The 24,761-nt window shown below is 57.5% G+C and carries 24 protein-coding genes; 19 read left to right on the top strand and 5 right to left on the bottom strand.

From position 1 onward, the window contains the following. Nucleotides 1-254: 254 nt before the first annotated feature. The 4 genes from K5Y30_RS14895 to sixA all read left to right on the top strand — a co-directional run bounded on the left by K5Y30_RS14895 (nucleotide 255) and on the right by sixA (nucleotide 4,835). Nucleotides 255-551, top strand: a complete 297-nt coding sequence (locus K5Y30_RS14895) for a YfcZ/YiiS family protein (protein ID WP_101763619.1) — start codon at nucleotides 255-257, stop codon at nucleotides 549-551. A 166-nt stretch (nucleotides 552-717) separates the two neighbouring features. Beyond that, nucleotides 718-2,028: an acetyl-CoA C-acyltransferase FadI gene (gene fadI / locus K5Y30_RS14900; protein ID WP_217548754.1), complete on the top strand. Its 1,311-nt coding sequence runs from the start codon at nucleotides 718-720 to the stop codon at nucleotides 2,026-2,028. Continuing rightward, nucleotides 2,028-4,157, top strand: a complete 2,130-nt coding sequence (fadJ, locus tag K5Y30_RS14905) for a fatty acid oxidation complex subunit alpha FadJ (protein ID WP_222211956.1) — start codon at nucleotides 2,028-2,030, stop codon at nucleotides 4,155-4,157. Before fadI ends, fadJ begins: the two co-directional genes overlap by 1 nt. Before the next feature lie 195 nt (nucleotides 4,158-4,352). After that, nucleotides 4,353-4,835 carry a phosphohistidine phosphatase SixA gene (gene sixA / locus K5Y30_RS14910; RefSeq protein ID WP_222211958.1) on the top strand — a complete coding sequence of 161 codons (483 nt, stop codon included), beginning with the start codon at nucleotides 4,353-4,355 and terminating at the stop codon, nucleotides 4,833-4,835. A 54-nt stretch (nucleotides 4,836-4,889) separates the two neighbouring features. Here the strand turns inward: sixA and smrB are convergent, their stop codons facing one another. After that, nucleotides 4,890-5,438, bottom strand: coding sequence for an endonuclease SmrB (gene smrB / locus K5Y30_RS14915; RefSeq protein ID WP_101763622.1), 549 nt, complete (start codon nucleotides 5,436-5,438; stop codon nucleotides 4,890-4,892). A gap of 160 nt (nucleotides 5,439-5,598) precedes the next feature. Here smrB and prmB point away from each other — a divergent pair, with 160 nt between their 5' ends. The 6 genes from prmB to K5Y30_RS14945 all read left to right on the top strand — a co-directional run bounded on the left by prmB (nucleotide 5,599) and on the right by K5Y30_RS14945 (nucleotide 10,226). Beyond that, nucleotides 5,599-6,531 (top strand): 50S ribosomal protein L3 N(5)-glutamine methyltransferase, encoded by a 933-nt coding sequence (prmB, locus tag K5Y30_RS14920; RefSeq protein ID WP_110866547.1) that lies wholly within the window; start codon nucleotides 5,599-5,601, stop codon nucleotides 6,529-6,531. Between the two features lie 46 nt (nucleotides 6,532-6,577). After that, on the top strand, nucleotides 6,578-7,663 hold the full coding sequence (gene aroC / locus K5Y30_RS14925; protein ID WP_101763624.1) for a chorismate synthase: 1,086 nt from the start codon (nucleotides 6,578-6,580) through the stop codon (nucleotides 7,661-7,663). Between the two features lie 5 nt (nucleotides 7,664-7,668). Then, entirely contained in the window at nucleotides 7,669-8,496 is an 828-nt protein-coding gene (gene mepA, locus K5Y30_RS14930; protein ID WP_370445554.1) for a penicillin-insensitive murein endopeptidase, read from the top strand. A gap of 8 nt (nucleotides 8,497-8,504) precedes the next feature. Then, nucleotides 8,505-9,302 (top strand): sulfite exporter TauE/SafE family protein, encoded by a 798-nt coding sequence (locus tag K5Y30_RS14935; RefSeq protein ID WP_101763625.1) that lies wholly within the window; start codon nucleotides 8,505-8,507, stop codon nucleotides 9,300-9,302. Between the two features lie 66 nt (nucleotides 9,303-9,368). Beyond that, nucleotides 9,369-9,914: an elongation factor P hydroxylase gene (locus tag K5Y30_RS14940; RefSeq protein ID WP_101763626.1), complete on the top strand. Its 546-nt coding sequence runs from the start codon at nucleotides 9,369-9,371 to the stop codon at nucleotides 9,912-9,914. 30 nt (nucleotides 9,915-9,944) lie between these two features. Continuing rightward, entirely contained in the window at nucleotides 9,945-10,226 is a 282-nt protein-coding gene (locus K5Y30_RS14945) for a YfcL family protein (RefSeq protein WP_008101252.1), read from the top strand. A gap of 29 nt (nucleotides 10,227-10,255) precedes the next feature. Here the strand turns inward: K5Y30_RS14945 and mnmC are convergent, their stop codons facing one another. After that, nucleotides 10,256-12,268, bottom strand: coding sequence for a bifunctional tRNA (5-methylaminomethyl-2-thiouridine)(34)-methyltransferase MnmD/FAD-dependent 5-carboxymethylaminomethyl-2-thiouridine(34) oxidoreductase MnmC (gene mnmC, locus K5Y30_RS14950; protein WP_222211960.1), 2,013 nt, complete (start codon nucleotides 12,266-12,268; stop codon nucleotides 10,256-10,258). Nucleotides 12,269-12,421: 153 nt separating this feature from the next. On the opposite strand from mnmC, the gene fabB reads away from it, so the two are divergent. Together fabB and K5Y30_RS14960 are read left to right on the top strand one after the other, a co-directional pair. Then, on the top strand, nucleotides 12,422-13,642 hold the full coding sequence (gene fabB / locus K5Y30_RS14955) for a beta-ketoacyl-ACP synthase I (RefSeq protein WP_110866552.1): 1,221 nt from the start codon (nucleotides 12,422-12,424) through the stop codon (nucleotides 13,640-13,642). 217 nt (nucleotides 13,643-13,859) lie between these two features. Next, nucleotides 13,860-15,041: an MFS transporter gene (locus K5Y30_RS14960; protein ID WP_222211962.1), complete on the top strand. Its 1,182-nt coding sequence runs from the start codon at nucleotides 13,860-13,862 to the stop codon at nucleotides 15,039-15,041. Here K5Y30_RS14960 and K5Y30_RS14965 read toward each other — a convergent pair. Continuing rightward, nucleotides 15,004-16,440, bottom strand: a complete 1,437-nt coding sequence (locus tag K5Y30_RS14965; RefSeq protein ID WP_222211964.1) for a PLP-dependent aminotransferase family protein — start codon at nucleotides 16,438-16,440, stop codon at nucleotides 15,004-15,006. The genes K5Y30_RS14960 and K5Y30_RS14965 overlap by 38 nt on opposite strands. An 86-nt stretch (nucleotides 16,441-16,526) precedes the next feature. Here K5Y30_RS14965 and K5Y30_RS14970 point away from each other — a divergent pair, with 86 nt between their 5' ends. Then, complete coding sequence (locus tag K5Y30_RS14970; RefSeq protein ID WP_222184612.1) at nucleotides 16,527-16,970, top strand: rhodanese-like domain-containing protein; 444 nt, start codon at nucleotides 16,527-16,529, stop codon at nucleotides 16,968-16,970. On the opposite strand, the gene flk is transcribed toward K5Y30_RS14970, so the two are convergent. Both flk and K5Y30_RS14980 read right to left on the bottom strand, forming a co-directional pair. Next, on the bottom strand, nucleotides 16,967-17,998 hold the full coding sequence (gene flk, locus K5Y30_RS14975) for a flagella biosynthesis regulator Flk (protein WP_222184614.1): 1,032 nt from the start codon (nucleotides 17,996-17,998) through the stop codon (nucleotides 16,967-16,969). The genes K5Y30_RS14970 and flk overlap by 4 nt on opposite strands. A gap of 112 nt (nucleotides 17,999-18,110) precedes the next feature. After that, nucleotides 18,111-19,016, bottom strand: a complete 906-nt coding sequence (locus K5Y30_RS14980; RefSeq protein WP_222211966.1) for a DMT family transporter — start codon at nucleotides 19,014-19,016, stop codon at nucleotides 18,111-18,113. A gap of 94 nt (nucleotides 19,017-19,110) precedes the next feature. On the opposite strand from K5Y30_RS14980, the gene K5Y30_RS14985 reads away from it, so the two are divergent. From K5Y30_RS14985 to accD, 6 genes are all read left to right on the top strand, one after another. Further along, nucleotides 19,111-19,890, top strand: a complete 780-nt coding sequence (locus tag K5Y30_RS14985; RefSeq protein WP_192233259.1) for a helix-turn-helix domain-containing protein — start codon at nucleotides 19,111-19,113, stop codon at nucleotides 19,888-19,890. Nucleotides 19,891-19,946: 56 nt separating this feature from the next. Then, entirely contained in the window at nucleotides 19,947-21,071 is a 1,125-nt protein-coding gene (gene pdxB, locus K5Y30_RS14990) for a 4-phosphoerythronate dehydrogenase PdxB (protein ID WP_222211968.1), read from the top strand. Between the two features lie 101 nt (nucleotides 21,072-21,172). Continuing rightward, nucleotides 21,173-22,183 (top strand): aspartate-semialdehyde dehydrogenase, encoded by a 1,011-nt coding sequence (locus K5Y30_RS14995; protein WP_222211970.1) that lies wholly within the window; start codon nucleotides 21,173-21,175, stop codon nucleotides 22,181-22,183. After that, nucleotides 22,183-22,989, top strand: a complete 807-nt coding sequence (truA, locus tag K5Y30_RS15000) for a tRNA pseudouridine(38-40) synthase TruA (RefSeq protein ID WP_101763635.1) — start codon at nucleotides 22,183-22,185, stop codon at nucleotides 22,987-22,989. The genes K5Y30_RS14995 and truA overlap by 1 nt, the downstream gene beginning before the upstream one ends. Nucleotides 22,990-23,025: 36 nt before the next feature. Continuing rightward, nucleotides 23,026-23,679, top strand: coding sequence for a DedA family protein (locus K5Y30_RS15005; protein WP_101763636.1), 654 nt, complete (start codon nucleotides 23,026-23,028; stop codon nucleotides 23,677-23,679). Nucleotides 23,680-23,811: 132 nt separating this feature from the next. Continuing rightward, a complete protein-coding gene (gene accD, locus K5Y30_RS15010) occupies nucleotides 23,812-24,720 on the top strand; it encodes an acetyl-CoA carboxylase, carboxyltransferase subunit beta (RefSeq protein ID WP_008105205.1) in 909 nt (302 codons plus the stop codon). Nucleotides 24,721-24,761: the final 41 nt, after the last annotated feature.

Here is a 24,761-nt window from a genome sequence, read left to right on the forward strand (position 1 = left end):
CGAGTATAGGTCCGACCTGTGTATTTGTTGCAATATTGTTTTTTAAATATTTCTGATTTGATCGATAAAATCAGATCTGCTTAACAAAATCTTAGCGGTTCGACTTAAACATAGCGTTCAATTTTGCTGTGGATCAATTTTTAGTGTGATATTCGTCACTTAGCGGCTTGATCGTGGATGTGAAAACGCAGCAGGCGTACACTTTGCGGCAGAAAATAATCCGATTATGTTGAAATTATCGTCAGGAGAGAATCATGACTGATGCCATTAAAAAGTGTAATGCCAACGAAACGGCGGCCTGCTGCTGTGTCGATGTGGGAACCGTGATGGATAACACCGATTGCACCGCAAGCTGGTCTGGCGTGTTTGCCGATCGCCATGCGGCGGAAGCGATGCTGGCGCATTTGACTGAGCGCGCGCGTCAGGTGGAATCCGATCCTTGCGATATTCGCGCGGATTTTGCCAATGAAGGCGACGCGGTGCGTCTGTCTATCGACTTCACCTTTGCCTGCCAGGCCGAAACCCTGATTTTCCAGCTCGGCCTACGCTAATCATGCCGCTGCCGAAACCCCTTCGGCAGCCTTAACTCATTTTCGTGTATTCCCTCGCACTTTTTTCCTCTGCTTATTGGCTACTTAGCAACACTTAGTTAACACTGATGATCAGGTCAGACCTGTTTGGCAATGATGCCCCGGTCGAAAAATACAGGTGATTGCAATGAGCAAAGCGCAGCCGCTGCTGACGCGTCAGGGCGAACGTATCGCCATAACCCACGGATTACGCACCCCTTTTGCCCGCCAGGCGACCGATTTCCACGGCATTCCCGCGCTGGAGCTGGGGCGCATGGTGATCAGCGAACTGATGGCGCGCAGCGAATTACCGGTCGAGATTATCGATCAACTGGTGTTTGGCCAGGTGGTGCAGATGCCGGAAGCGCCCAATATTGCGCGTGAAATTGTTCTGAGCAGCGGATTAGGCGTGCATACCGATGCCTATAGCGTTAGCCGCGCCTGCGCCACCAGTTTTCAGGCGGTGGCAAACGTGGCGGAAAGTTTAATGGCGGGCACCATCGATGCCGGCATTGCCGGTGGCGCGGATTCATCCTCGGTGCTGCCGATTGGCGTCAGTAAAACTCTGGCTCGTGCGCTGGTGGATCTCAACAAAGCGCGCAGCTTTAGTCAAAAACTCAGCATCCTGCGTCATTTGCGTCCGCGCGATCTCTTGCCGGTGCCACCGGCGGTAGCGGAGTATTCCACCGGATTACGCATGGGCGATACCGCCGAGCAGATGGCGAAAAGTCACGGCATCACGCGTGAACAGCAGGACGCGTTAGCGCTGCGTTCGCACCAGCATGCGGCGCGCGCCTGGCAATCGGGCGTGTTAAGCCAGGAAGTGATGCCCGCATTTGTGCCGCCGTGGAAAGCGCCCATCGAGCAGGACAACAATATTCGCTTCAACGCCAGCGCCGCCGATTACGCCAAACTGCGCCCGGCGTTTGATCGTCGCCACGGTTCGGTGACCGCCGCCAACAGCACGCCGCTGACCGATGGTGCCGCAGCGGTGATCCTGATGCGTGAAGGGCGCGCGCGCGAACTCGGCATTCAGCCGCTCGGCTATCTGCGCAGCTATGCTTTTACGGCGATTGATGTCTGGCAGGATATGCTGCTTGGACCGGCCTACGCCTCGCCGCTGGCGCTGGAGCGCGCCGGCATCACGCTCAACGATCTGACGCTGATTGATATGCACGAAGCCTTTGCCGCACAAACCTTAGCCAACCTGAAAATGTTCCGTGACGAACGCTTTGCGCGCGAGGTGCTGAATCGTCCGCATGCGTTAGGTGAAGTCAATGAAGAACGCTTTAACGTGCTTGGCGGATCGATAGCTTATGGTCATCCGTTTGCCGCCACTGGCGCACGCATGATCACGCAAACGCTGCAGGAACTGCGGCGGCGCGGTGGCGGATTGGGATTGGTCACCGCCTGCGCGGCAGGCGGTTTGGGTACGGCAATGGTTTTGGAGGCCGAATAATGAGCGAATCCGCCTTTCATTTACACATGCGCCTCGACCACGTCGGTGTGATCACCATCGATGTGCCGGGCGAGAAGATGAACACGCTGAAGGCCGAATTTGTGCTGCAGATTAAAGCGGTGCTGGACGAAGCGCGCAGCCATCAGGAGTTGGCCGGATTAGTGTTGATCTCCGGTAAGCCAGACAACTTTGTTGCCGGTGCGGATATCAGCATGATCGCCAGCTGCAAAACGGCGCAGGAAGCTGAGGCGCTGGCAAAGCAGGGACAAGATGTGATGGCGATGATTGCCGCGCTACCGTTTCCGGTGGTGGCGGCGATTCACGGAGCTTGCCTCGGCGGTGGTCTGGAACTGGCGCTGGCCTGCGATGCGCGCATCTGTTCGCTGGATGACAAAACGCGCCTCGGTTTGCCGGAAGTACAGCTCGGTCTGCTGCCGGGTTCTGGCGGTACGCAACGTTTGCCGCGCCTGATTGGCGTACAGCAGGCGCTGCCGCTGATCCTCACCGGCAAACAGCTGCGCGCTAAACAGGCGCTCAAGCTGGGGATTGTCGATGACGCGGTGCCGCAATCAATTCTGCTGGAAACGGCGCTTGCGCGCGTACACAAAGGAAAAGGCGCACGGCGGGAGCTTTCGCGCCGCGATCGTTTTCTGCAGGGACCAATCGCGCGTCAGGTGCTGTTCTCGCTGGCGCAGCGGCAAACCCACAGCAAAACCCAGGGCAACTATCCAGCGGCCCAGCGCATTCTTGACGTGGTGCGCATCGGTCTGGAGCAGGGCAGCAGCGCCGGACACGAAGCGGAAGCGCGCGCCTTTGGCCAACTGGTGATGACGCCAGAATCGGCCGCGCTGCGCAGTTTGTTCTTCGCCTCAACGGCCTTAAAGAAAGAGTCGATGGCCAGTGTCGAGCCGCAAGTGCTGAAGCAGATTGGCATGCTCGGCGGCGGTTTGATGGGCGGCGGCATCGCCAGCGTTACGGCGCTGAAAGCCGGTTTGCCAGTGCGCATTAAAGACATCAATCTGGTCGGCGTGAATCATGCGCTGCAATACAGCTGGGATCTGCTGAGCAACAAGGTGAAGCGGCGTCAGCTAAAAGCCGCCGAACGCCAGCAGCAGATGGCGCGCATCAGCGGTGGCACCGATTACCAGGGGTTCAGCCAGCGCGATCTGGTGATTGAAGCTGTATTTGAGGATCTGGCGCTCAAGCAGCAGATGGTCAGGGAAATCGAAAGCCATTGCCAGCCGCACACCATTTTCGCTTCCAATACCTCGTCGCTGCCGATTGCCGACATTGCCGCCAATGCGCAGCGACCAGAAAATATTATCGGCCTGCACTACTTCAGCCCGGTGGAAAAAATGCCGCTGGTGGAGGTGATTCCGCATGCCAACACCTCGGCGCAAACGCTGGCGAACACCGTGCAGCTGGCGCGACAGCAAGGCAAAACGGCGGTGGTGGTGGCGGATCGTCCCGGCTTTTACGTTAACCGCATTCTCGCGCCCTATATAAATGAAGCGATGCACTGCTTGCAAGAAGGTGAGCCGATTGAGCATATCGACCGCGCGTTAGTGAAATTCGGTTTCCCGGTTGGGCCGCTGCAGCTGCTGGATGAAGTGGGCATTGATGTCGGCAGCAAAATCAGCCCGATTCTCGAGCAGGCTTACGGTTCACGTTTCAACGCCCCCAACGCCGCGAACGCCATTCTGGCCGACGGAAGAAAAGGGCGCAAAAACCAAAAAGGGTTTTACCTCTATCAACGTTCGCGCTGGCCGGGAAAACGCAAAGTCGATGCGTCCCTTTATTCACTACTGAATATCAAACCGCAGGCGAAGCAGAGCGAAGCGCAGATCGCTGAGCGCTGCGTATTGATGATGCTGAACGAAGCATCACGCTGTCTGGATGAAGCGGTGATCCGCAACGCGCGTGATGGCGATATTGCGGCGGTATTTGGCATCGGTTTTCCGCCGTTCCTCGGCGGTCCGTTCCGCTATATGGATCAGCGCGGCATTGGCGATATCGTCAAAGCATTAAGGTCATTAATGCAGCAACATGGCGAGCGTTTTGCGCCGAGTGAGGCGCTGATCGCAATGTCAGAACAGCAAACGAATTTTTACACTTCTGCACAATCGTGAATAGGCGCACAGATTCAGCGGGTTAGTCAGCGGGCCGCGCAGCGGCAAGCGCGGCACCATTCTGAGATATGCTTATTTAATAAACAACCGGTTGACTATACTGAAGCCATTGGGGTAAAACACACCGTTCATTCGCAGAATGAAGCGTCTGGTGCTGTGGTACCGGCAGATATCGACAAACAACAGCGGTGCTTTATGCAAGTTTTTATCATGCGTCATGGCGATGCAGCTCTGGAAGCAGCGAGTGATTCCGTTCGACCTCTCACACTCTGTGGCTGTGATGAATCGAGAGCGATGGCGAGCTGGCTCAACGGCAAAACGCCAGAAATTGATCGGGTATTAGTCAGTCCTTACCTGCGTGCCGAGCAAACGCTCGCCACGGTGCGCGAAACCCTGAAATTGCCAGAAGGGCAGGATGTCTTGCCGGAACTGACGCCGGGCGGCGATCCAGGCATGGTGGCCTGCTATCTGCAGGCGCTGGCACAAAAAGGGGTTAAATCGGCGCTGGTGATTTCGCATCTGCCGCTGGTGGGTTATCTGGTGTCTGAACTCTGCCCGCAGGAAGCGCCGCCGATGTTCGCGACCTCGGCAATAGCCTGCGTAAAATTTGATGCAGAGGCCTGCGAAGGCAAGCTGGAGTGGCAGGTCAGCCCGTCAAAATTGGCTAAAGCGATGTAATTCCGCTCTATGGGCCGCTTACAAATGCGGCCCTATCCTTTTTTACCGCAGCCTTTACGGCAGTTCAGGCGGTTGCCACTCTTCCACCTCAATCAACACCAACAATGCGGCGTCGCCGCCAAACATTTTCGGTGCCTGATGAAACGCCATCACATGCGGATGTTGTGCCAGCCACAGCGGTGTTTGCTGCTTGAGGATGTGTTTGCCGTGCCCGGTCATCACGCTGGCGCAGAACAGATGTTCGCGGCGACAGGCGGCAATCAACGCACCGAGTTCCTGCTTGGCCTGCATCTGCGTTAAGCCATGCAGATCAAGAAAAATTTCTGGCGTGTAATCGCCACGACGCAATTTCTTCTGCTCGTAATGACTGACATCCGCGCGCACGTAGCGCACCGGACCTTCGCTCGACAGCAACGGCTGAAACTCGTCTGAAAAATAATGGCTATTATCGACCTGTTCTGAAAGCAGGCGTTTAAGCGGTACTTCGCGCGTTTTCACTACCGGTTTATGCACGATAGTGTCCTGTTTCAGCTTGCGGGTTCCACTCATTAACTGGCGGAACATCTCCTGATCGTCCTGGCTTAGCGGCGTTTTCTTACTCATGGCTCTGTGGTTGGGTCAGAAAAGGCTGGTTAAACAGCCGGTGGCATACCTTAACCGTTACTGTTAACAAATGTCAGCTTTTTCGCCTCGCTGCGCTGAATTCTGCCCGGCTTCGTGGCACACTATCGGCCGATTGATTTTATGGCCTGCGGAGGGCTACGTGGACAAGATATTCGTCGATGAGGCAGTGAATGAACTGCACACCATTCAGGACATGCTGCGCTGGGCTGTCAGCCGTTTTTCGGCGGCAGGCATTTGGTACGGCCACGGCACGGATAATCCCTGGGACGAAGCAGTCCAACTGGTTCTGCCAACGCTGTGGCTGCCGCTGGATATTCCAGAAGATATGCGCAATGCGCGCCTGACTGCCAGCGAGCGTCATCGCATTGTTGAGCGCGTGATTCGCCGCGTCAACGAGCGTATTCCGGTGGCGTATCTCACCAACAAAGCCTGGTTCTGCGGCCACGAATTTTACGTTGATGAGCGCGTATTAGTGCCGCGTTCACCGATTGGTGAACTGATTGAGAACCGCTTTGCCGGTTTGATCAGCGATTCGCCTCATCACATTCTGGATATGTGTACCGGCAGCGGCTGCATCGCCATTGCCTGCGCTTACGCCTTCCCGGAAGCGGAAGTGGATGCAGTCGATATCTCCACCGATGCGCTGGCTGTCGCCGAGCAGAATATCGAAGAGCATGGCCTGCTGAACCACGTCACGCCAATCCGCGCCGATCTGTTCCGCAACTTGCCGCCGGTGAAATACGATCTGATCGTCACCAATCCGCCGTATGTGGATGCCGAGGATATGGACGATCTGCCGAACGAATACCGCCACGAGCCGGAACTGGGTCTGGCGGCGGGCAGCGACGGCCTGAAACTGGTGCGTCGCATTCTGGCCTGTGCGCCGGATTACCTCACCGAGCAAGGCGTGCTGATTTGCGAAGTGGGTAACAGCATGGTGCACATGATCGATCAGTATCCAGACGTGCCGTTTACCTGGCTGGAGTTTGATAACGGCGGTGACGGCGTGTTTATGCTGACGCGCGAGCAAATCGTGGCGGCACAGCATCACTTCTCATTTTACAAAGACTAAATAAGAGGGCGAGCGCTCGCCCGCAACATCGCAACAAGGAACCAGCATGGCCGGAAACAGCATCGGACAAGTTTTTCGCGTAACCACTTTTGGCGAGTCGCATGGTATTGCGCTGGGCTGCATCGTTGACGGTGTGCCACCCGGCATTCCGCTGACGGAAGCCGACATCCAGCACGATCTCGATCGTCGTCGTCCTGGCACTTCGCGCTATACCACGCAGCGCCGCGAGCCGGATCAGGTGAAAATTTTGTCCGGCGTGTTTGAGGGCGTGACGACGGGAACCTCAATCGGTTTGCTGATTGAGAACACCGACCAGCGCTCACAGGATTACGGCACCATCAAAGATCTATTCCGTCCTGGCCATGCCGATTATACCTACGAGCAGAAATACGGCCTGCGCGACTATCGTGGCGGCGGCCGCTCTTCGGCGCGTGAAACCGCGATGCGCGTGGCGGCAGGGGCGATTGCCAAGAAGTATCTGCAGATGAAGCACGGCATCGTGGTGCGCGGCTATCTGGCGCAGATTGGCGATGTGGCCTGCGAGCTGAAAGACTGGAGCATCGTGGAAGAGAACCCGTTCTTCTGCCCGGATGCCTCCAAACTGGAAGCGCTGGATGAGCTGATGCGCGGCCTGAAAAAAGAGGGCGATTCCATCGGCGCCAAAGTTACCGTGCTGGCAGAGAACGTGCCGCCGGGCCTGGGCGAGCCGGTATTTGATCGTCTGGATGCGGATTTAGCGCATGCGCTGATGAGCATCAATGCGGTGAAAGGCGTGGAGATCGGCGACGGTTTTGCGGTGATCAATCAGCGCGGCAGTCAACATCGCGATGAGATTCGTGCCAACGGTTTCCAGAGTAACCACGCGGGCGGCATTCTGGGCGGCATCAGCAGCGGCCAAACCATCAGCGCCAATCTGGCGATGAAACCGACCTCCAGCATCACCGTGCCAGGCAACACCATCACCCGCGAGGGTGAAGAAGTCGAGATGATCACCAAAGGTCGTCACGATCCGTGCGTCGGCATTCGCGCCGTGCCGATCGCCGAGGCGATGATGGCGATTGTGTTGATGGATCACCTGCTGCGCCAACGTGCGCAAAACGGTGACGTCAACAGCAGCGTTCCGCGCTGGTAAACCCGATGATGCGCCGTCTGCTCATTATCTGTGCCGCGCTGCTATGCAGTGCGGCCGCCATTGCCGCCACGCCGTGGCAGCAAATTCATCAGCCGATTGCCGGCAGCCCGCAGTCAATTGGCGGCTTCGCCAACGGCTGTATTGTGGGTGCGCAGCAGTTGCCGCTTAACTCACCCAATTATCAGGTGATGCGCCAGGATCAGCGCCGCTATTTCGGCCATCCCGATCTGATCGCCTTTATTCAGCGTCTCAGCACCCAAGTTCATCAGCTTCAGCTGGGACAAGTGCTGATTGGCGATATGGGCATGGCGGCGGGTGGACGTTTTAGCAGCGGCCACGCCAGCCATCAAACTGGTTTAGACGTCGATATCTGGCTGCAGCTGCCGAAAACCCGCTGGACGGCGCAGCAGTTGCTCAAGCCGCAGCCGCTCGATCTGGTTTCTGCCGATGATAAACAGGTGATTGCGCGTCACTGGCAGCCGCAAATCGATAGCCTGATTAAACTGGCGGCGAAAGATGATGAAGTGACGCGTATCTTCGTCAATCCAGCAATCAAAAGGCAGCTTTGTGCCGATGCTGGCAGCGATCGCGCGTGGCTGAATAAAGTGCGTCCGTGGTTTGCTCATCGTGCGCACATGCACGTGCGTCTGCGTTGTCCGGCGGGGAGCCTTGAATGTGAAGACCAGGCACCTCAACCGGCGGGTGATGGCTGTGGCGCTGAGTTGGACAGCTGGTTCCTGCCGAAAAAGCCAGGCAGCACGCCGCCGGTGAAGAAAACGCCGCCGCCATTGCCGCCGTCTTGCCAGGCTTTACTTGATAAGCATCTTCTGTAGGTATTTCAATGGATTGGTTCGTTGTCAGCCCACTCATCCTTTGTGTGCTGTTTTTTGTGGCAGTGCTGGCGGCGTTTATCGATTCGATCGCTGGCGGCGGCGGCCTGCTTACCGTGCCGTCTTTGCTGGCGGCCGGGCTCTCTCCGGCACAGGCGTTAGCCACCAATAAGCTGCAATCGGTCGGCGGATCGTTCTCCGCCAGCCTCTATTTCATCCGACGTGGTGCGGTGAATCTGAGCGAGCAGTGGCTGAATATCGCCATGACCTTCCTCGGCGCGATTGCTGGCACCATTTTGATTCAGCACTTACAAGCGGATGTACTGCGCCAAATCTTACCGCTGCTGCTGATCTGCATCGGTTTGTGGTTTCTGCTGATGCCGCGTTTGGGTGAAGCCGATCGCGAACGTCGTCTGCACGGTTTGCCCTATGCGCTGGTAGGCGGCGGCTGCGTCGGCTTCTACGATGGCTTCTTTGGCCCCGGTGCCGGCTCATTCTATGCGCTGGCCTTCGTTACGCTGTGCGGTTTCAATCTGGCGAAAGCCACCGCCCACGCCAAAATCCTAAATTTCACCTCGAATTTTGGCAGTTTGCTGTTCTTTATGTTCGGCGGAAAAGTGGTGTGGGGCACCGGCGCGATTATGTTGCTCGGCGCCTTTATCGGCGCTCGCCTCGGCGCCAGGCTGGTATTGAGCCGTGGTCAGAAACTGATTCGCCCCATGGTAGTGATCGTTTCTGCGGTAATGAGCGCTAAATTGTTATGGGACAGTCACGGCGCAGAATTGATGGCCTGGCTGGCCACGCTGTAATCCAACACTCGTCAAGACCGGCTGCCAATGCGACAATGGCGCCGGTTTTTTTTAAGATTAAAAATTATGAGTACAACACACCATTACGATCAGCTGATTACCATCTTTGATGGCTGTTTCGTTGACGATTTTCAGACCCGTCTAATTAAAGGCGACGACGAACCTATTTATCTTCCAGCGGATGAAACCTCACCGTGGAATCGCGTGGTGTTCGCGCACGGCTACTATGCCAGCGGACTGCATGAAATTTCCCACTGGTGCATTGCCGGTGAAGCGCGCCGCAAGCTGGTGGATTTTGGTTATTGGTATTGTCCGGACGGACGCGATGCGCAAACGCAGAGCCAGTTCGAATCGGTTGAGGTAAAACCGCAGGCGCTGGAGTGGTTATTCTGCGTGGCGGCGGGCTTTCCCTTCAACGTAAGTTGTGACAATCTCGAAGGCGATTGTGAGCCAGATCGCATAGCGTTTCAGCGCAAGGTGCATGCACAGGTGATGACGTATCTGCAGCAGGGCATTCCGGCACGACCAGCCCGCTTCATCGATGCACTGACGAATTATTACGGCACGCCGCCACTGACGGCGGCACAATTCCCCTGGCCGGAAGATCTGTAATCCGCGAAGGTTATAAGAAGAGAGGAAGAGATGATCGTAGAATTTGAAACCCGCATTCTGGCCCTGATTGATGACATGGTCGATCACGCCAGCGATGACGAGCTGTTTGCAGGCGGCTATCTGCGTGGTCATCTGACCCTGGCAGTGGCGGAGATTGAGCTGAGCGGTGAACACACGCCGGAAGCGCTGCAAACTCACGTCACCAACAGCCTGCAAAAAGCCATTGCTGCTGGCGAACTGTCGCCACGCGATCAGGCGCTGGTCACCGGCATGTGGGACAATCTGTTCCTGCAGGCCCGTCAAACCGCTTAACGTCTCGGGGCGATCGCTCGCCCCGTAGATTATCGACCCGCTTTTTTACCCTTCAGCAGTTTTCGCACCCAATAGCGATTCGGACTCATCGCCGCCAGCGTGGCTGCATCCAGCGGCTGCGGTTCGCCGCTCATCTGCGCCGCCAGCACTTCGGCTGCCAGCGGTGCGCTGCACAAACCACGCGAACCTAATGCGCCCAACACAAACAAACCGTTATGCACCGGCGCATCGGCTACACTTGCACCGCGCGCACGCTGTTCTGGCAGATCGGCGTATTGCGCGAGTGTCGCTTCATAATCTGGCGCACTGCCGCTCATCGGCAGATGATCGCGCGTGGCACAGCGCACGCCGTTGCGCGCCTGGTTATCGGACACATCAACCTGTTGCGGCCATTGGCTCTGCGGCAGACAGTTAATCAGCCGTTGGCGATTCTTCTGCTGATCGTCGGCGAGGAAATCTGTGGCGGTATCGCCACGATGATAGCTGGCGCCGATGCAATGGGTGGCGAAGTTCGGGCTGACCGGCGTGAGATAGCCGTCGTAACACAGCACGGTGCGCAGCGCGCCCAACGACGGATTAGTCGGCGCGTGGCTCACTTGTCCCGCCACCGCGTACACCGGCAGCGTTTTGCTGTGCTCAAGTTCCAGCAACGCGTGACCATTCGCCAGCACCACTTGGGAATGCTGCACCGGCGGCTGCTCATCAAAGTGCAGCGTCCAGCGATCTTCATCGCGCGTTAATTGCGTGACGCGATGTAGCCAGTGCAGGCGTAATCCCCGCGATTGCGCGTATTCCAGCAGATTGCTGGTCAGCTGTGCAGGCGACAGCCAGCCGCCTTGCGGATAAAAAATCCCGCCGACATCAAGTTCAACGCCCGCCAGCTGTTGCGCTTCTTCTTTATTAACACCGTACGCGATGTCATGCGGCAGTGCCATGTTGAGCATCTGCGCAATTTTCTCCGCGCTTTTATCATCCCAGCCCAGCTGCAACACGCCGCTCCAGTCATGCTCAAACTCCACTGGCAGCCGATCGTATAGACGTCGGGCAAAACCAAAAGCCGCCGGGAAGAAGGTGGCCAGCGCGGGATCGTGCTGATTCAGCAGCGGATAGAGCGCGCCCTGACGATTGCCGGATGCGCCCAGCGCGGGCGCGTCATCGGCGCAGTAGAGCGTTACGCGCCAACCGCGTCGCAGCAGCGCCAGCGCCAATACTGCGCTGGCGACGCCGCCGCCAATCAGCGCTACTTCATTGCTGCCTGCCGGTGGGCGCGCATACCACGGCTGGCTGTGCGGCAATGCAGCGGCTTGCTCCAGCACGCCGACCAGCATTTCACGCTTGTGACCAAAGCCTTTGCGCTTCTGCATACTGAAACCGGCGTCCTGCAACCCGCGTCGCACAAACCCCGACGCGGTAAAAGTCGCCAGCGTGCCGCCCGGCCGGGCGAGACGCGCCATCGCGGCGAACAGCGCTGGCGTCCACATCTCAGGATTTTTCGCCGGCGCGAAGCCATCAAGGAACCACGCATCCACCTGACGATTGAGGCTGTCATCAAAGGTGTGAATTAGCGCGTTAATATCACCAAGCCAGAGATCCAGCGTGACTTCGCCGCCGTTAAACAGCAGGCGCTGACAGCCCGGTAATGCCTGCGGCCACTGCTGTTGCAGCTGCTCGGCCCACGGCTGCAGCTCAGGCCAATGGGCATGCGCGGCAACCAGATCGGTGTGCGTCAGCGGGAATTTCTCGCAGCTGATGAAGTGCAAGCGTTGCAAAGTGGCGTTGGGTTGCTCATTTCGGAAGCGATCGAAGGCTTGCCACAGGGTAAGAAAGTTCAGACCAGTCCCAAAACCGCTCTCGGCGACAATAAATAAATCGCGCGAATGTTCAGCAAAACGGTGCGGAATATGGTTGCCATCGAGGAAGACATAGCGCGTTTCCTCCAGTCCATTATCGTTGGAGAAATAGACGTCGCCGAACGCTCGGGACACAGGTGTACCCTGTTCATTCCAGTTTATTTGGGCGTGTTCAACCGGGGTTAATTTCACGGGAAAGGCTCATATTTCAGGCAGTGGCGCGAGTTTAGCGATAGACGTCACATGACGCAAATTTACAAAGGGAAATGGCTGATCGGACTTGTTCGGCTTACAACTGTACGCTAGAGTGCACGTCATCCAAATATGTGGAACGAGGATTATTGAATGAAACGTGCAGTGATTACTGGCCTGGGTATTGTTTCCAGCATTGGTAATAACCAGCAAGAAGTGCTGGCTTCTCTGCGTGAAGGCCGTTCCGGTATTACTTTCTCTGAAGAGATGAGAGATGCCGGTATGCGCAGCCACGTATGGGGCAACGTCAAACTGGATACCAACGGGCTCATCGATCGCAAAATCGTGCGTTTTATGAGTGATGCCTCTATTTATGCCTACCTTTCAATGGCCGAAGCGATCAAAGACTCAGGCCTGACTGACGAACAGTATCAGCAAAACCCACGTGTGGGTTTGATTGCCGGTTCTGGCGGCGGTTCTCCGCGTTATCAGGTATTTGGTGCTGACGCTATGCGTAGCCCACGCGGCCTGAAAGCGGTCGGTCCTTATGTGGTGACCAAGGCGATGGGTTCAGGCGTTTCTGCTTGCCTGGCAACCCCGTTCAAAATTCACGGCGTGAACTACTCCATCAGTTCAGCCTGTGCTACTTCTGCACACTGCATCGGTAACGCGGTTGAGCAGATTCAGCTGGGTAAACAGGACATTGTATTTGCTGGCGGCGGTGAAGAGCTGAGCTGGGAAATGGCCTGTGAGTTCGATGCGATGGGCGCACTGTCGACCAAATACAACGAAACGCCAGAAAAAGCCTCACGTACTTACGATGCCAACCGTGACGGCTTCGTTATCGCTGGCGGCGGCGGTATGGTGGTGGTTGAAGAGCTGGAGCACGCTCTGGCACGTGGTGCACACATTTATGCTGAGATCGTGGGCTACGGCGCAACCTCAGATGGCGCAGACATGGTAGCTCCTTCAGGCGAAGGCGCAGTGCGCTGCATGAAGATGGCGATGCAAGGTCTGGATACCCCAATCGATTACCTCAATACCCACGGCACTTCTACGCCGGTTGGTGATGTGAAAGAGCTGGGTGCGATTCGCGAAGTGTTCGGCGATAACTGCCCATCACTGTCTGCTACCAAAGCCATGACCGGTCATTCACTGGGTGCGGCGGGGGTGCAGGAAGCGATCTACACTTTGCTGATGCTGGAGCACGGTTTCATCGCGCCAAGCATCAACGTGGAAGAGCTGGATGAAGCGGGCAAAGGTCTGAACATCGTGACCAAACCGACTGATAAAGCGCTGACCACCGTGATGTCGAACAGCTTTGGCTTCGGCGGGACTAACGCCACTCTGACCATGCGTAAGTTGCCAGCATAATCCCGTAGGATCGCCATTCATGGCGACCTAATTATGCCAGCAATATCACAAGGGCCGGTTATCCGGCCCTTGTTGTTTTGACATTCCACCTTCAGCTTGCCTACACTCCCACTCCATCCGAAACAAAATTATCACTTCACACTAACGTGAACCAAATATCCCGTTTCTGTTTTGGCAGCAAGCGCGTGTCTGGTTATTACAAGGAGTTCGACCCATCATGCCCACGACTGCTGACGCGCCGACGCAATCCGTTATGCCGCTGGCCTGCACCTCATTTGCGGTGTTCCTCACCTATCTAACCGCCGGCCTCGCGCTGCCAGTGATCCCGCTATATGTCCATCATGAACTCGGCATGAGCAACCTGATGGTTGGTGTGGCGGTGGGGATTCAGTTCTTCGCCACGCTGTTGACACGCAGCTTTGCCGGGCGTCGAGCCGATCAACACGGTGCGAAACTCACCACGCAGCACGGCATGCTGGCCATCGCGCTGGTGGGCGTGGCGTATCTGGCGGCCGCGATGTTACCGGTTTCTCCGTGGGCGAAGTTCGGTTTGCTGGCGGTAGGGCGCTTGCTGTTAGGATTCGGCGAAAGTCTGCTGCTGACCGGCAATCTGACCTGGGGCATGGGATTGGTGGGCAGCAAACGTTCCGGATTAGTGATGTCGTGGAACGGCATGGCGATTTATGGATCGCTGGCAGCCGGTGCGCCACTCGGCTTGCTGATCAATCAGTACGGCGGCTTTGCTGCTCTCGGTGCGGTTGCGCTGCTGTTGCCGCTGCTGTCGCTGGCGATTAATGGCTGGATCCGCAAAGTGCCGGTGGTGGGCGGTGAGCGCCCATCGCTGCTTAGCGTGGTGAAAACCATCTTTCAGCCGGGACTGGCGCTGGCGCTGCAGGGCACCGGTTTTGCGGTGATCGGCACCTTTACGTCACTCTATTTTGCTGCGGAAAACTGGGGCAACGCCGGTTTTGCGCTGACCGCCTTCGGCTGTGCGTTTGTGCTGGTGCGCGTGTTCTTTGGCGGCTTGCCGGACCGTCACGGCGGCATAAAAGTAGCGATGATCTCTTTGCTGGTGGAAACCGCCGGTCTGCTGCTACTGGCGTTCGCCACTTCTGGCTGGATGGCGCTGATTGGCGCGGCTTTGACCGGCTGCGGCTGCTCGCTGATCTTCCCGGCGCTGGGCGTTGAAGTGATCAAGCGCGTATCGCCGCAGATTCGCGGCACCGCGCTTGGTGGTTTCTCTGCGTTTCAGGATATCGCGTACGGAGCCAGCGGCCCGTTGACCGGCTTACTGGCGAAGGCGCTGGGTTATGGCTCGGTCTATGTCGCGGGTGCCTGTTGTGCGGCGCTGGGCATTCTGGTTACCTGGACGTTTGCGCGGGCTGCGACAACAGCGTAACCAGCTTATCGCAGGCGCTGACAATCTCACCGGGCGTCAGCGCCGCAAAGCCCAGCAGCCAGCCCGCTTGCTGCACGTCACCGGCATAAAGCGGCGACAGGCGCGGCAGCAATAATCCGCTCTCTTTCGCCTGGGCGGTTAAGCGCGCTTCATCACCTTGTAACAGCCGCACTGCTAACTGTAAGCCGCCAGCCGCCGGCAGCGGCTCCAGCCAGGTTGTTAAGCGCGTTTCGATCTGCTGCAGCAAGCAGTCACGTCGGCTACGATAGAGTTGTCGCATCAGACGCAAATGGCTGGCGAAATGGCCTTGCTGCAAAAACTCCGCGCTGATCGCCTGCGGCAGCAATGCGCTATGACCATCCATCACGCTGCGCGCGCGGCCCAACGGTTCCACCAGTTGTGGCGGCACCACCATCCACGCCAGCCGCAGCGACGGGAACAGCGTTTTGGAGAAAGTGCCGAGGCAAATCACCCGACCATCCGCGGCTAATCCTTGCAGTGCCGGAGCCGGGCGATCCTCGTAGTGAAATTCGCTGTCGTAATCGTCCTCAATCAGCCAGCTATCCTGCTGCCGCGCCCACGCCAGCCACTGCAAGCGCCGCGCCAGGCTCATGGCTGTGCCGGTGGGATAGTGATGCGCTGGCGTCAGATAGACCAGTTTCGCGCTGTCTTTGAGCGGCACCGCACCTTCTGCATCCAGCGGCATGGCGCGACAGCGCGCCCCGGCGGCAAGAAACGCATTGCGCGCGCCGGGATAACCCGGCTCTTCCAGCCACACTTCGTCACCCGCATCAAGGAACATCAACGCCAGCAACTGCAGCGCCTGCTGTGAGCTGGTGAGGATCACCACTTGCTCCGCCGTGCAGCGCACGCCGCGTGATAGCGCCAGATAATCCGCCACCGCCTGCCGCAGCGATGGCAAGCCAAGCGGATCGCCGTAGCCCATCACTTTGCTGCCCAGCGAGCGCTGCACCTGATTGCTGATGCGACGCCACTGCGCATGCGGGAAGGCGCGTAACTCGGGTGAACCGGCGGCAAAGGCGAGCGGAAAGGGCGGATCCTGACAGCCGCCCGTTGCCAAAACCTGCTGGCCGCGCTGAGAAAAGTGTGGCGAGCGCTTGATGCGGGTTTTGCTGGTGGGCGACGCCATGCGAATCGAAACAAAGGTCCCGCGCCCGCCGTGACGCTGCAGATAACCTTCGCTTTCTAGCTGCGCATACGCCGCCTCCACCGTGACGCGCGACAGCGATAAATCGCTGGCTAACTGGCGGCTGGACGGCAATTTCTGCTCATGCCGCAGATGCCCGTTGGCGATGGCCTGACGCAAGGTGTTGCACAGTCGCTCACGTAAACCGCCCTGAGTTTGATGGCTAAATAGCGCGAGAAATGATGTGGTCACGGTGGTCTTATCACTATGGTGAAAGTGGTATCAATATGCAGACCACTTTGCCGTAAACTCAGGGGAAATCACAACAGGAGAATGCGATGTCAGCGGTCTTAAAAATTGCCCCAGCCAGCGCCAGCGCAAGCGTGGCGTATCTGCAACATAAACTGGCGTACTACACCGATGCGTGGGATTTAGCAGAGGATTTGGCGCAGGGCATCACAGCAATCGTGGTGATTGATGCGCGCTCTGACGAGGTTTATCAGGCTGGACACATTTGCGGTGCACTTTCGTTTCCACATCGCACTATGAATGCGGAATCCACGGCGCATCTCGATTGCAGCAAGGTTTACATCACCTATTGCGACGGCATCGGCTGTAACGGCTCAACCAAAGCCGCGCTCAAGCTGGCGTCGTTGGGTTTTCAGGTCAAGGAGTTGATTGGCGGGCTGGATTTCTGGAAACGCGATGGCCATCCGATGGCGTGGGGCGCGGCAGCGGGTGAGTGGCCACTCGGCACGCCCGCTGCACACTGCGGCTGCTAGATAAACAGCCACAGCAGGAAGATAAACAGGAAGATGCCGACAATCAGCGTTAACGCTGGGCGCTGGGCCAGCGGCTGCGGCAGCATCTGGATAAACGGCGACCAGATTGGCTGTGGCCGAATTTCGCTATCGGCCAGCGGCTGTTCGTGCAGTTTTTCGGCGCGGCGGCTAAACAGCAGATTCAGCAGATCCTGCGTCTGCGCTGGCGTCAGCACGGTGGTCGGCAGCGCCTGGAAACGTTGCTGGCTGTAATCTTCCAGCAGTCGCTGCTCATCATGGGTTAACGGCTGGCGCAGCGAGGTTTCCAGCATCTGCAAGGTTGGCGCACTGTGCTGAGCCAGCGTCTGGCGCACCTGCAAATATTGCGTCAGCAACGGGAAGTGGCGCGATGGTATCGGATCGCCACTTTTCAAATTCACCAGCTTCAGCGTATCGGCCAGCAGTTTCACCGGCGATTCACCGGTTTTCGCTGCAAGGCGCGTAACCTGCTGATTGAGCGATTGCTGTTCTGCCGGCAACAAGCTGCGATCGGAGACGCGCGTTTGCTGCGGCTGCGGAATCGCCATCTGGCCGTTTTGCAGCATGGTCAACACCTGACGCAGCTGATCCTGCGACAACGCGCTCAACACCGTTTGGTTAAACTGCTGACGAATAAATTCGCTCACCGCCTGGCGATTATTGCCCTGCGGCAATTTTTCCAGCAGCTGTTGCAGCAGCTGGCGCGTAGCGAGGCTGTTTTGAACCTGGGTTAAGCGACCATTGAGATGCTGCTCCGCTGCCGGGAAATGGCGCGATTGCAGCTCGGCCTCACTCTTCACCCCGACTTCATGCCGCACGCCAGCCCAGAGTTCCGGCGCTTTCAGCGTACTCAAAGACATAATGCGAACAATCAGTCGTTCCAGCGTGGTGCGCTGGGCAGGAGAGAGCGGCTGCTCACCGGCTGGACCGCCAGGACGCGTTGGGCCAGTGGCCTGAGATAAAGGGGAACGATCGCCCGCGGGCACACCGGGACCGCTGAGAGGTTGCATGGCGGAATCCTTGAAAACGGGTCAGCTCCGGGTGCGCCGGAAAAAAGAGGCCACATGATAGCAAAAGCCCCCAGGAAATCCACGGGGGCTGCGGCCTTTCCGGATAATAAAATCAGGCGGCGGGATCGGGAAGGTTCGCGCTGCGCGGCTTACGCAGCGGGGTTTTCAGCCGTTGCGCCAGAATAACGCCGACTAACGTCATGCCGCCGCCAATCCAGTGATAGCCATGCAGCTGCTCATGCAGGAACATTACGGCAATAATGGCCGTAAATGCCGGCACGAAGTTCATAAAAATGCTGGTGGTGCTGGCGCCCAGACGCTGTACGCCAAGGATCCACAGGAACGGCGCGATGATCGACGCAAACAGCCCGGCATACAGCACCAGCGGCAGATTGTGCCCGTTGAGCGTGACATCCGGCGCGCGCAGGAAGCCAGGCAGCAACAGCAGCACGCCAAAGAAAATCTGCACATACAGGCTTTGCCAGGTCGGCAGCGGAATCGCCCAGCGCTTGGTCAGCACGCCGTACAAGGCGTACGAGGTCGATGCTGCCAGCATCATCAATTCGCCATTGCCGAGCCGTTGATTCAGCAGCTGCGCCGGATTGCCTTCGCTCACCAGCCATACCAAACCGGCGAACGACAGCACGCCGCCAATCAGGATGCCGCGCGTCGGCGCGAGGCGCAGCACAAACAGGCTGAGCAGAATGGTCAGCAGCGGAATGGTCGCGCCGAGAATCCCCATCATCACCGCAGAAACGCTGTGCGCCGCGTAATAGGCGAGACTTTGATACAGCACCATGCCGAGCAGGCCGAGGATCAGCAATCGCCAGCCGTTGGCTTTAATGGTGTGACGATGACGCCACACGCCCGGCAGGCAAAACGGTGCCAGCACCACCAGCGCCAGCAGCCAGCGATAGAAGGAGATCGCCGCAGGATCGATACTTCCCGCCGAGAGTTTGCTGACGATAGTGTTGATCGACCAGATCAATACCGCGATCAGCGGAAACAGTAAATTCATGATACAGCTCCTCAGATAATCGCGAATAGTTTACGTTTGACCGGTTTAAAGTAGATAGTTAAAATCGGACAATATTTGTTAGTGACCGGACAGAATGAATCTACAAGTCGAATACCAGCCGCCGATTGATGCGCCTTTGCTGCGCTTCTTCATGCGTTATGACGAGGTCAACGCCAAAACCGAATACCTCACCCACGTGCATGATTGGGGTCAGGTGATTTTCGTCACCAGCCACGTGCTGGAGATGGAAGTGGAGGGCGAACGTCTGCTGACGCCCGCAGATATCCCGATCTGGATTCCGGCCGGCCATCGTCACAGCAGCTACAACCACAACGAAGCGCGTTTTCGCACCTTTAATCTCGCCGCCGATCTCTGCGCGGGCCTGCCGGATAAAGCCTGTTTATTGCATGTTGATGCCATTGGCCACGCCATCATGAATGATTTTGCCCGCCGTGAACTGGAGCAGCCGCAGACGCAAGCTGACTGGCGCATGTGTGAAGTGTTGATCGATCGCCTACGTCTGGCACCGGTACATAACAGCTATTTGCCGATGTCGGATGACAAATTCCTCGCGCCGATTCTGCGCGCGCTTGAAGCGCATCCCGGCGATAACACCACGCTGGCACAATGGGCGAAGCGCGTGTTCACCACCGAGCGTACGCTAGCGCGACGCTGTCAGCAGCAGTTGAATATGTCATTCAGCGAGTGGCGGCAGCGTTTACGCTTTCTGCGCGCTATCGCGCTGCTGGAGCAGGGCTGCAGCGTGCAGGGCATCGCTCACGAGTTGGGTTACAGCTCTGCGTCGGCGCTGATAGTGATGTTCCAGCAGCAGGCCGGTACCACGCCCGATCGCTATCGTAGTCGGTTAGGTTAATCCCCGGCTTTATGGCAAAATACGCGCCTCAAATTTTTGCAGACAGGACCGCCGCAGTGAAAATTCTCGTCGATGAAAATATGCCTTATGCCCGTGAACTTTTCAGCCGCACCGGCGATGTTGTGGCGGTGCCGGGACGTCCATTGCCGGAAGCCGAGTTGCAAGATGCCGATGGCCTGATGGTGCGTTCCGTCACCAAAGTGAATGCGGCGCTGCTGGCCGGTACGCCGGTGAAGTTTGTCGGCACCGCGACCGCCGGCACCGATCATATTGATGATGCATCGCTGGCGGCGGCGGGCATCAGCTTCTCTGCGGCGCCAGGCTGTAATGCGATTGCGGTGGTGGAGTATGTGTTCTCCTCGCTGCTGCTGCTGGCGGAGCGCGATGGTTTTGAATTGCGCGATCGCACCGTGGGCATTGTTGGCGTGGGGAATGTTGGCGGCCGCCTGCAGAAGCGTCTGCAAGCCTGGGGCGTGAAAACGCTGCTGTGCGATCCACCGCGCGCCGATCGTGGCGATCAGGAAACCTTCCATTCGCTGGATGATCTGGTGGCGCAGGCCGATATCCTTACCTTCCACACGCCGCTGTTTAAAGATGGCCCATATAAAAGCTGGCATCTGGCCGATGCGGCGCTGCTGATGGCGCTCAAACCCAATACCATTCTGATCAACGCCTGCCGCGGTGCGGTGGTGGATAACGCGGCGCTGCTGGAAGTGCTGAAGATGCGACACGATCTCAGCGTGGTATTGGATGTGTGGGAGCCGGAGCCGGATCTGTCGCTCGATCTGCTGGATAAAGTGGATATCGCCACCGCCCATATCGCTGGCTACACGCTGGAAGGTAAAGCGCGCGGCACCACGCAAGTGTTTGAAGCCTGGTGCGACTTTATCGGCCAGCCGCAGCAGGTGGCGCTGGAAAGCCTGCTGCCGGCACCTGAATTCGGTTCTATCACTCTGCGCGGCAAGCTCGATCAGCCAACGCTAAAACGCTTAGTACATCTGGTGTATGATGTGCGCCGCGACGATGCGCCACTGCGTAAAGTGGCGGCAAAGCCAGGTGAGTTTGATCGCCTGCGCAAGCAATATCAAGAGCGTCGTGAGTGGTCATCGCTGCAGGTGCATTGCGATGATGCGGAGACGGCGGCGATGCTCAATCAGCTTGGCTTCCGCGCCAGTTTGTAAAGAAATTTCAATCACCTGCACTATTGCGGGGGATAATTCCTAAATCTCGGGCGATGTTTTCATCGCCTTCTGTTTTTGTGTCAATCTCTGGAGTAACCAACATGTCTGACGGCTGGAATATCGCGCTTTTGGGCGCAACAGGCGCAGTAGGGAACGCTGTACTGGAACTGCTGGCTGAACGCCAGTTCCCGGTTGGTGAGTTGTATTTGCTGGCGAGTGAAAACGGTGCCGGTGAGAACAAACGTTTTGAGGGACGTACCGTGCTGGTGCAGGACGTGGCCGAATTTGACTGGACGCAAGTGCAGCTGGCGTTCTTCACTGCGGGTCGTGAAGCCTCGGCGCGCTATGCCGAAGATGCCGCCAGCCAGGGGTGTCTGGTGATCGATAGCAGCGATCTGTTTGCGCTCGAATCGGACGTGCCGCTGGTGGTGCCGGATGTGAATCCACAGGTGCTGGCGGATTACCGCAATCGCAACATCATTACCGTTGCCGACAGCCTGGTAAGCCAGTTGCTGTGCGCAATCAAACCGCTGGTGGATCTGGCTGGTCTGAGCCGTTTGCAGGTTACCAACCTGATTGCGGCCTCCAGCCATGGTAAAGCGGCGGTTGATGGCCTGGCCGGTGAAAGTGCGCGTTTGCTGAACGGCGTGCCGGCGGAAACGCACTATTTTGGCCGCCAGCTGGCGTTCAACATTTTGCCGCTGCTTGCGGACAGCAATGGCAGCGTCGAGAGCGAACGTCGCGTGGTTGAGCAGGTACGTAAAGTGCTGCAGGACGAAGGTTTGCCGATCGCGGTAAGCAGCGTGCAGGCGCCGGTGTTCTACGGCAATGCGCAGATCGTACACGTGGAGAATCTGCGTCCGCTCTCTGCAGAAGAAGCGCGCGATGAACTGGGCCGCTCCGGTGATATCAACCTGACTGAAGAGAGCGATTACCCCACGCAGGTGGGCGATGCGTCCGGCAGCGACGTGCTGAGCATTGGCTGCGTGCGCAATGATTACGGCATCCCAGAGCTGCTGCAGTTCTGGTCTGTGGCAGACAACATCCGTTTCGGCGGTGCACTGATGGCGGTGAAAACCGCTGAGAAACTGGTGCAGGAGTATTTCTATTAATGTTGCCTGAAGGGAAAACGCTTAAGCTGGCGTTGGGTATTGAATACGATGGCAGCCGTTATTACGGCTGGCAGCGGCAAAATGAAGTGCGCAGCGTGCAGGAAAAGCTGGAAAAGGCGCTGTCGAAGGTGGCCGATCATCCGGTGGTGGTGTTCTGCGCGGGCCGCACTGATGCTGGCGTGCACGGCACCGGACAAGTGGTGCATTTCGAAACCACCTCGCCGCGTGCTGACGCGGCCTGGACGTTAGGCGTGAACGCCAATCTGCCCGATGACATCGCGGTGCGCTGGGTGAAAGCGGTGCCGGACGAGTTTCATGCGCGTTTTAGCGCCACGGCACGCCGCTATCGCTACGTGATTTACAACCATCGGCTGCGTCCGGCGATTCTGGGCAATGGCATTACCCATTATTACCATCCGCTGGATGCAGAGAAGATGCAGCGCGCTGGTCAGGCGCTGATTGGCGAGAATGACTTCACTTCGTTCCGCGCGGTGCAGTGTCAGTCACGCACGCCGTGGCGCAACGTGATGCATCTCAACGTCACGCGTCATGGGCCGTATGTGGTGGTGGATATCAAAGCCAATGCATTTGTGCATCACATGGTGCGTAACATTGTCGGCAGCCTGATGGAAATCGGCACCGGCAACCAGCCGGAAGAGTGGATGGCGACGCTGCTCGCGGCCAAAGATCGTAAGCTGGCGGCGGCGACCGCCAAAGCCGAGGGGCTTTATCTGGTAGCGGTGGATTATCCATCCCACTTTGCATTACCTCAGCCTGCGTTGGGACCGTTGTTCCTCGCGGATTAACCGTTAATTGTTGGGTGTTAGGGGAGTTGTGGTTATATGGATTTCATCCACTTTTTAGTCGATTTTATTCTGCATATTGATGTGCATTTGGCCGAGCTGGTGGCGCAATACGGCATCTGGATTTACGCCATTCTGTTCCTGATTCTGTTCTGTGAAACCGGTTTGGTGGTCACGCCGTTCCTGCCAGGTGATTCCCTGCTGTTTGTTGCCGGTGCGCTGGCGGCCTTGCCGGGGAACGATCTCAACGTACACCTGATGGTAACGCTGTTGGTGATCGCCGCCATCCTCGGTGATGCGGTGAACTACACGATTGGGCGTCTGTTCGGTGAGAAGCTGTTCAGCAACCCGAACTCGAAAATTTTCCGTCGCAGTTACCTGGATAAAACCCACGCGTTCTACGATCGCCACGGCGGCAAGACCATTATACTTGCGCGCTTTGTACCAATCGTGCGAACCTTTGCCCCCTTTGTGGCGGGGATGGGACACATGTCTTATCGCCACTTCGCGCTCTACAATGTGACGGGCGCACTGCTGTGGGTGCTGCTGTTCTCTTACGCCGGTTATCTGTTTGGCGACCTGCCGGTTGTGCAGGAGAACCTGAAGCTGCTGATTGTCGGCATCATCGTGGTTTCTATACTGCCAGGCGTAATTGAAGTGTGGCGTCATCGCCGCCAGCAGAAGTCGCAGTAAGCTCGTTACCAGATTTTTATCCACAGCGTGAACGGGTTGTGGTTTAATGAGCGACATTTACGGCCTGCTGAAGGTGATTTCAGCAGCAATGAGAAGACTGGACCAGGTCAGCATTAAATAGAAAGGTCATCAATGAGCTGGATTGAACGCATACTGAATAAAAGCACTGCCACGCCAACGCGCAAAGCCAGCATCCCGGAAGGGGTGTGGACCAAGTGCGATAGTTGTGGGCAGGTGCTGTACCGCGCCGAGCTGGAGCGTAACCTCGAGGTCTGCCCGAAGTGCGACCATCACATGCGTATGCACGCCCGTGAGCGTCTGCATAGCATGCTGGATGAAGGTTCGCTGGTTGAGCTGGGCAGCGAGCTGGAACCGAAAGATCTACTGAAGTTCCGCGACTCGAAGAAGTATAAAGACCGTTTGGTCGCCGCACAGAAAGACACCGGTGAGAAAGATGCGCTGGTGGCGATGAAAGGCACGCTGCACGGCATGCCAATTGTTGCTGTGGCCTTTGAGTTCTCCTTTATGGGCGGCTCAATGGGTTCAGTGGTTGGCGCGCGCTTTGTGCGTGGCGTTGAGCAGGCGTTGGAAGACAACTGCCCACTGATCTGCTTCTCCGCGTCAGGCGGTGCACGTATGCAGGAAGCGCTGCAGTCGCTGATGCAGATGGCGAAAACCAGTGCGGCACTGGCGAAAATGCAGGAGCGCGGCTTGCCGTATATCTCCGTGCTGACTGACCCAACCATGGGCGGCGTTTCAGCCAGCTTCGCGATGCTGGGCGATCTCAACGTGGCGGAACCGAAAGCGCTGATCGGCTTTGCCGGTCCACGCGTTATCGAGCAGACCGTGCGTGAAAAACTGCCGCCGGGCTTCCAGCGCAGTGAGTTCCTGATCGAGAAAGGCGCGATCGACATGATCATCCGTCGTCCGGAAATGCGCTTTAAGCTGGCAAGCCTGCTGGCGAAAATGATGAACCTGCCAGCGCCGCAGCTGGATGGTGATCAGCCTAATGTGGCTGAGCCGGAGAGCAACGAAGCCTGACAGGCAACGGAATGAGGCAGTAATGTTTCCTTCCTCCAATG

Origin of the sequence: Pantoea sp. DY-5 (assembly GCF_019795955.1) — a bacterium.
In the GTDB taxonomy this organism is placed as follows: domain Bacteria; phylum Pseudomonadota; class Gammaproteobacteria; order Enterobacterales; family Enterobacteriaceae; genus Pantoea; species Pantoea leporis.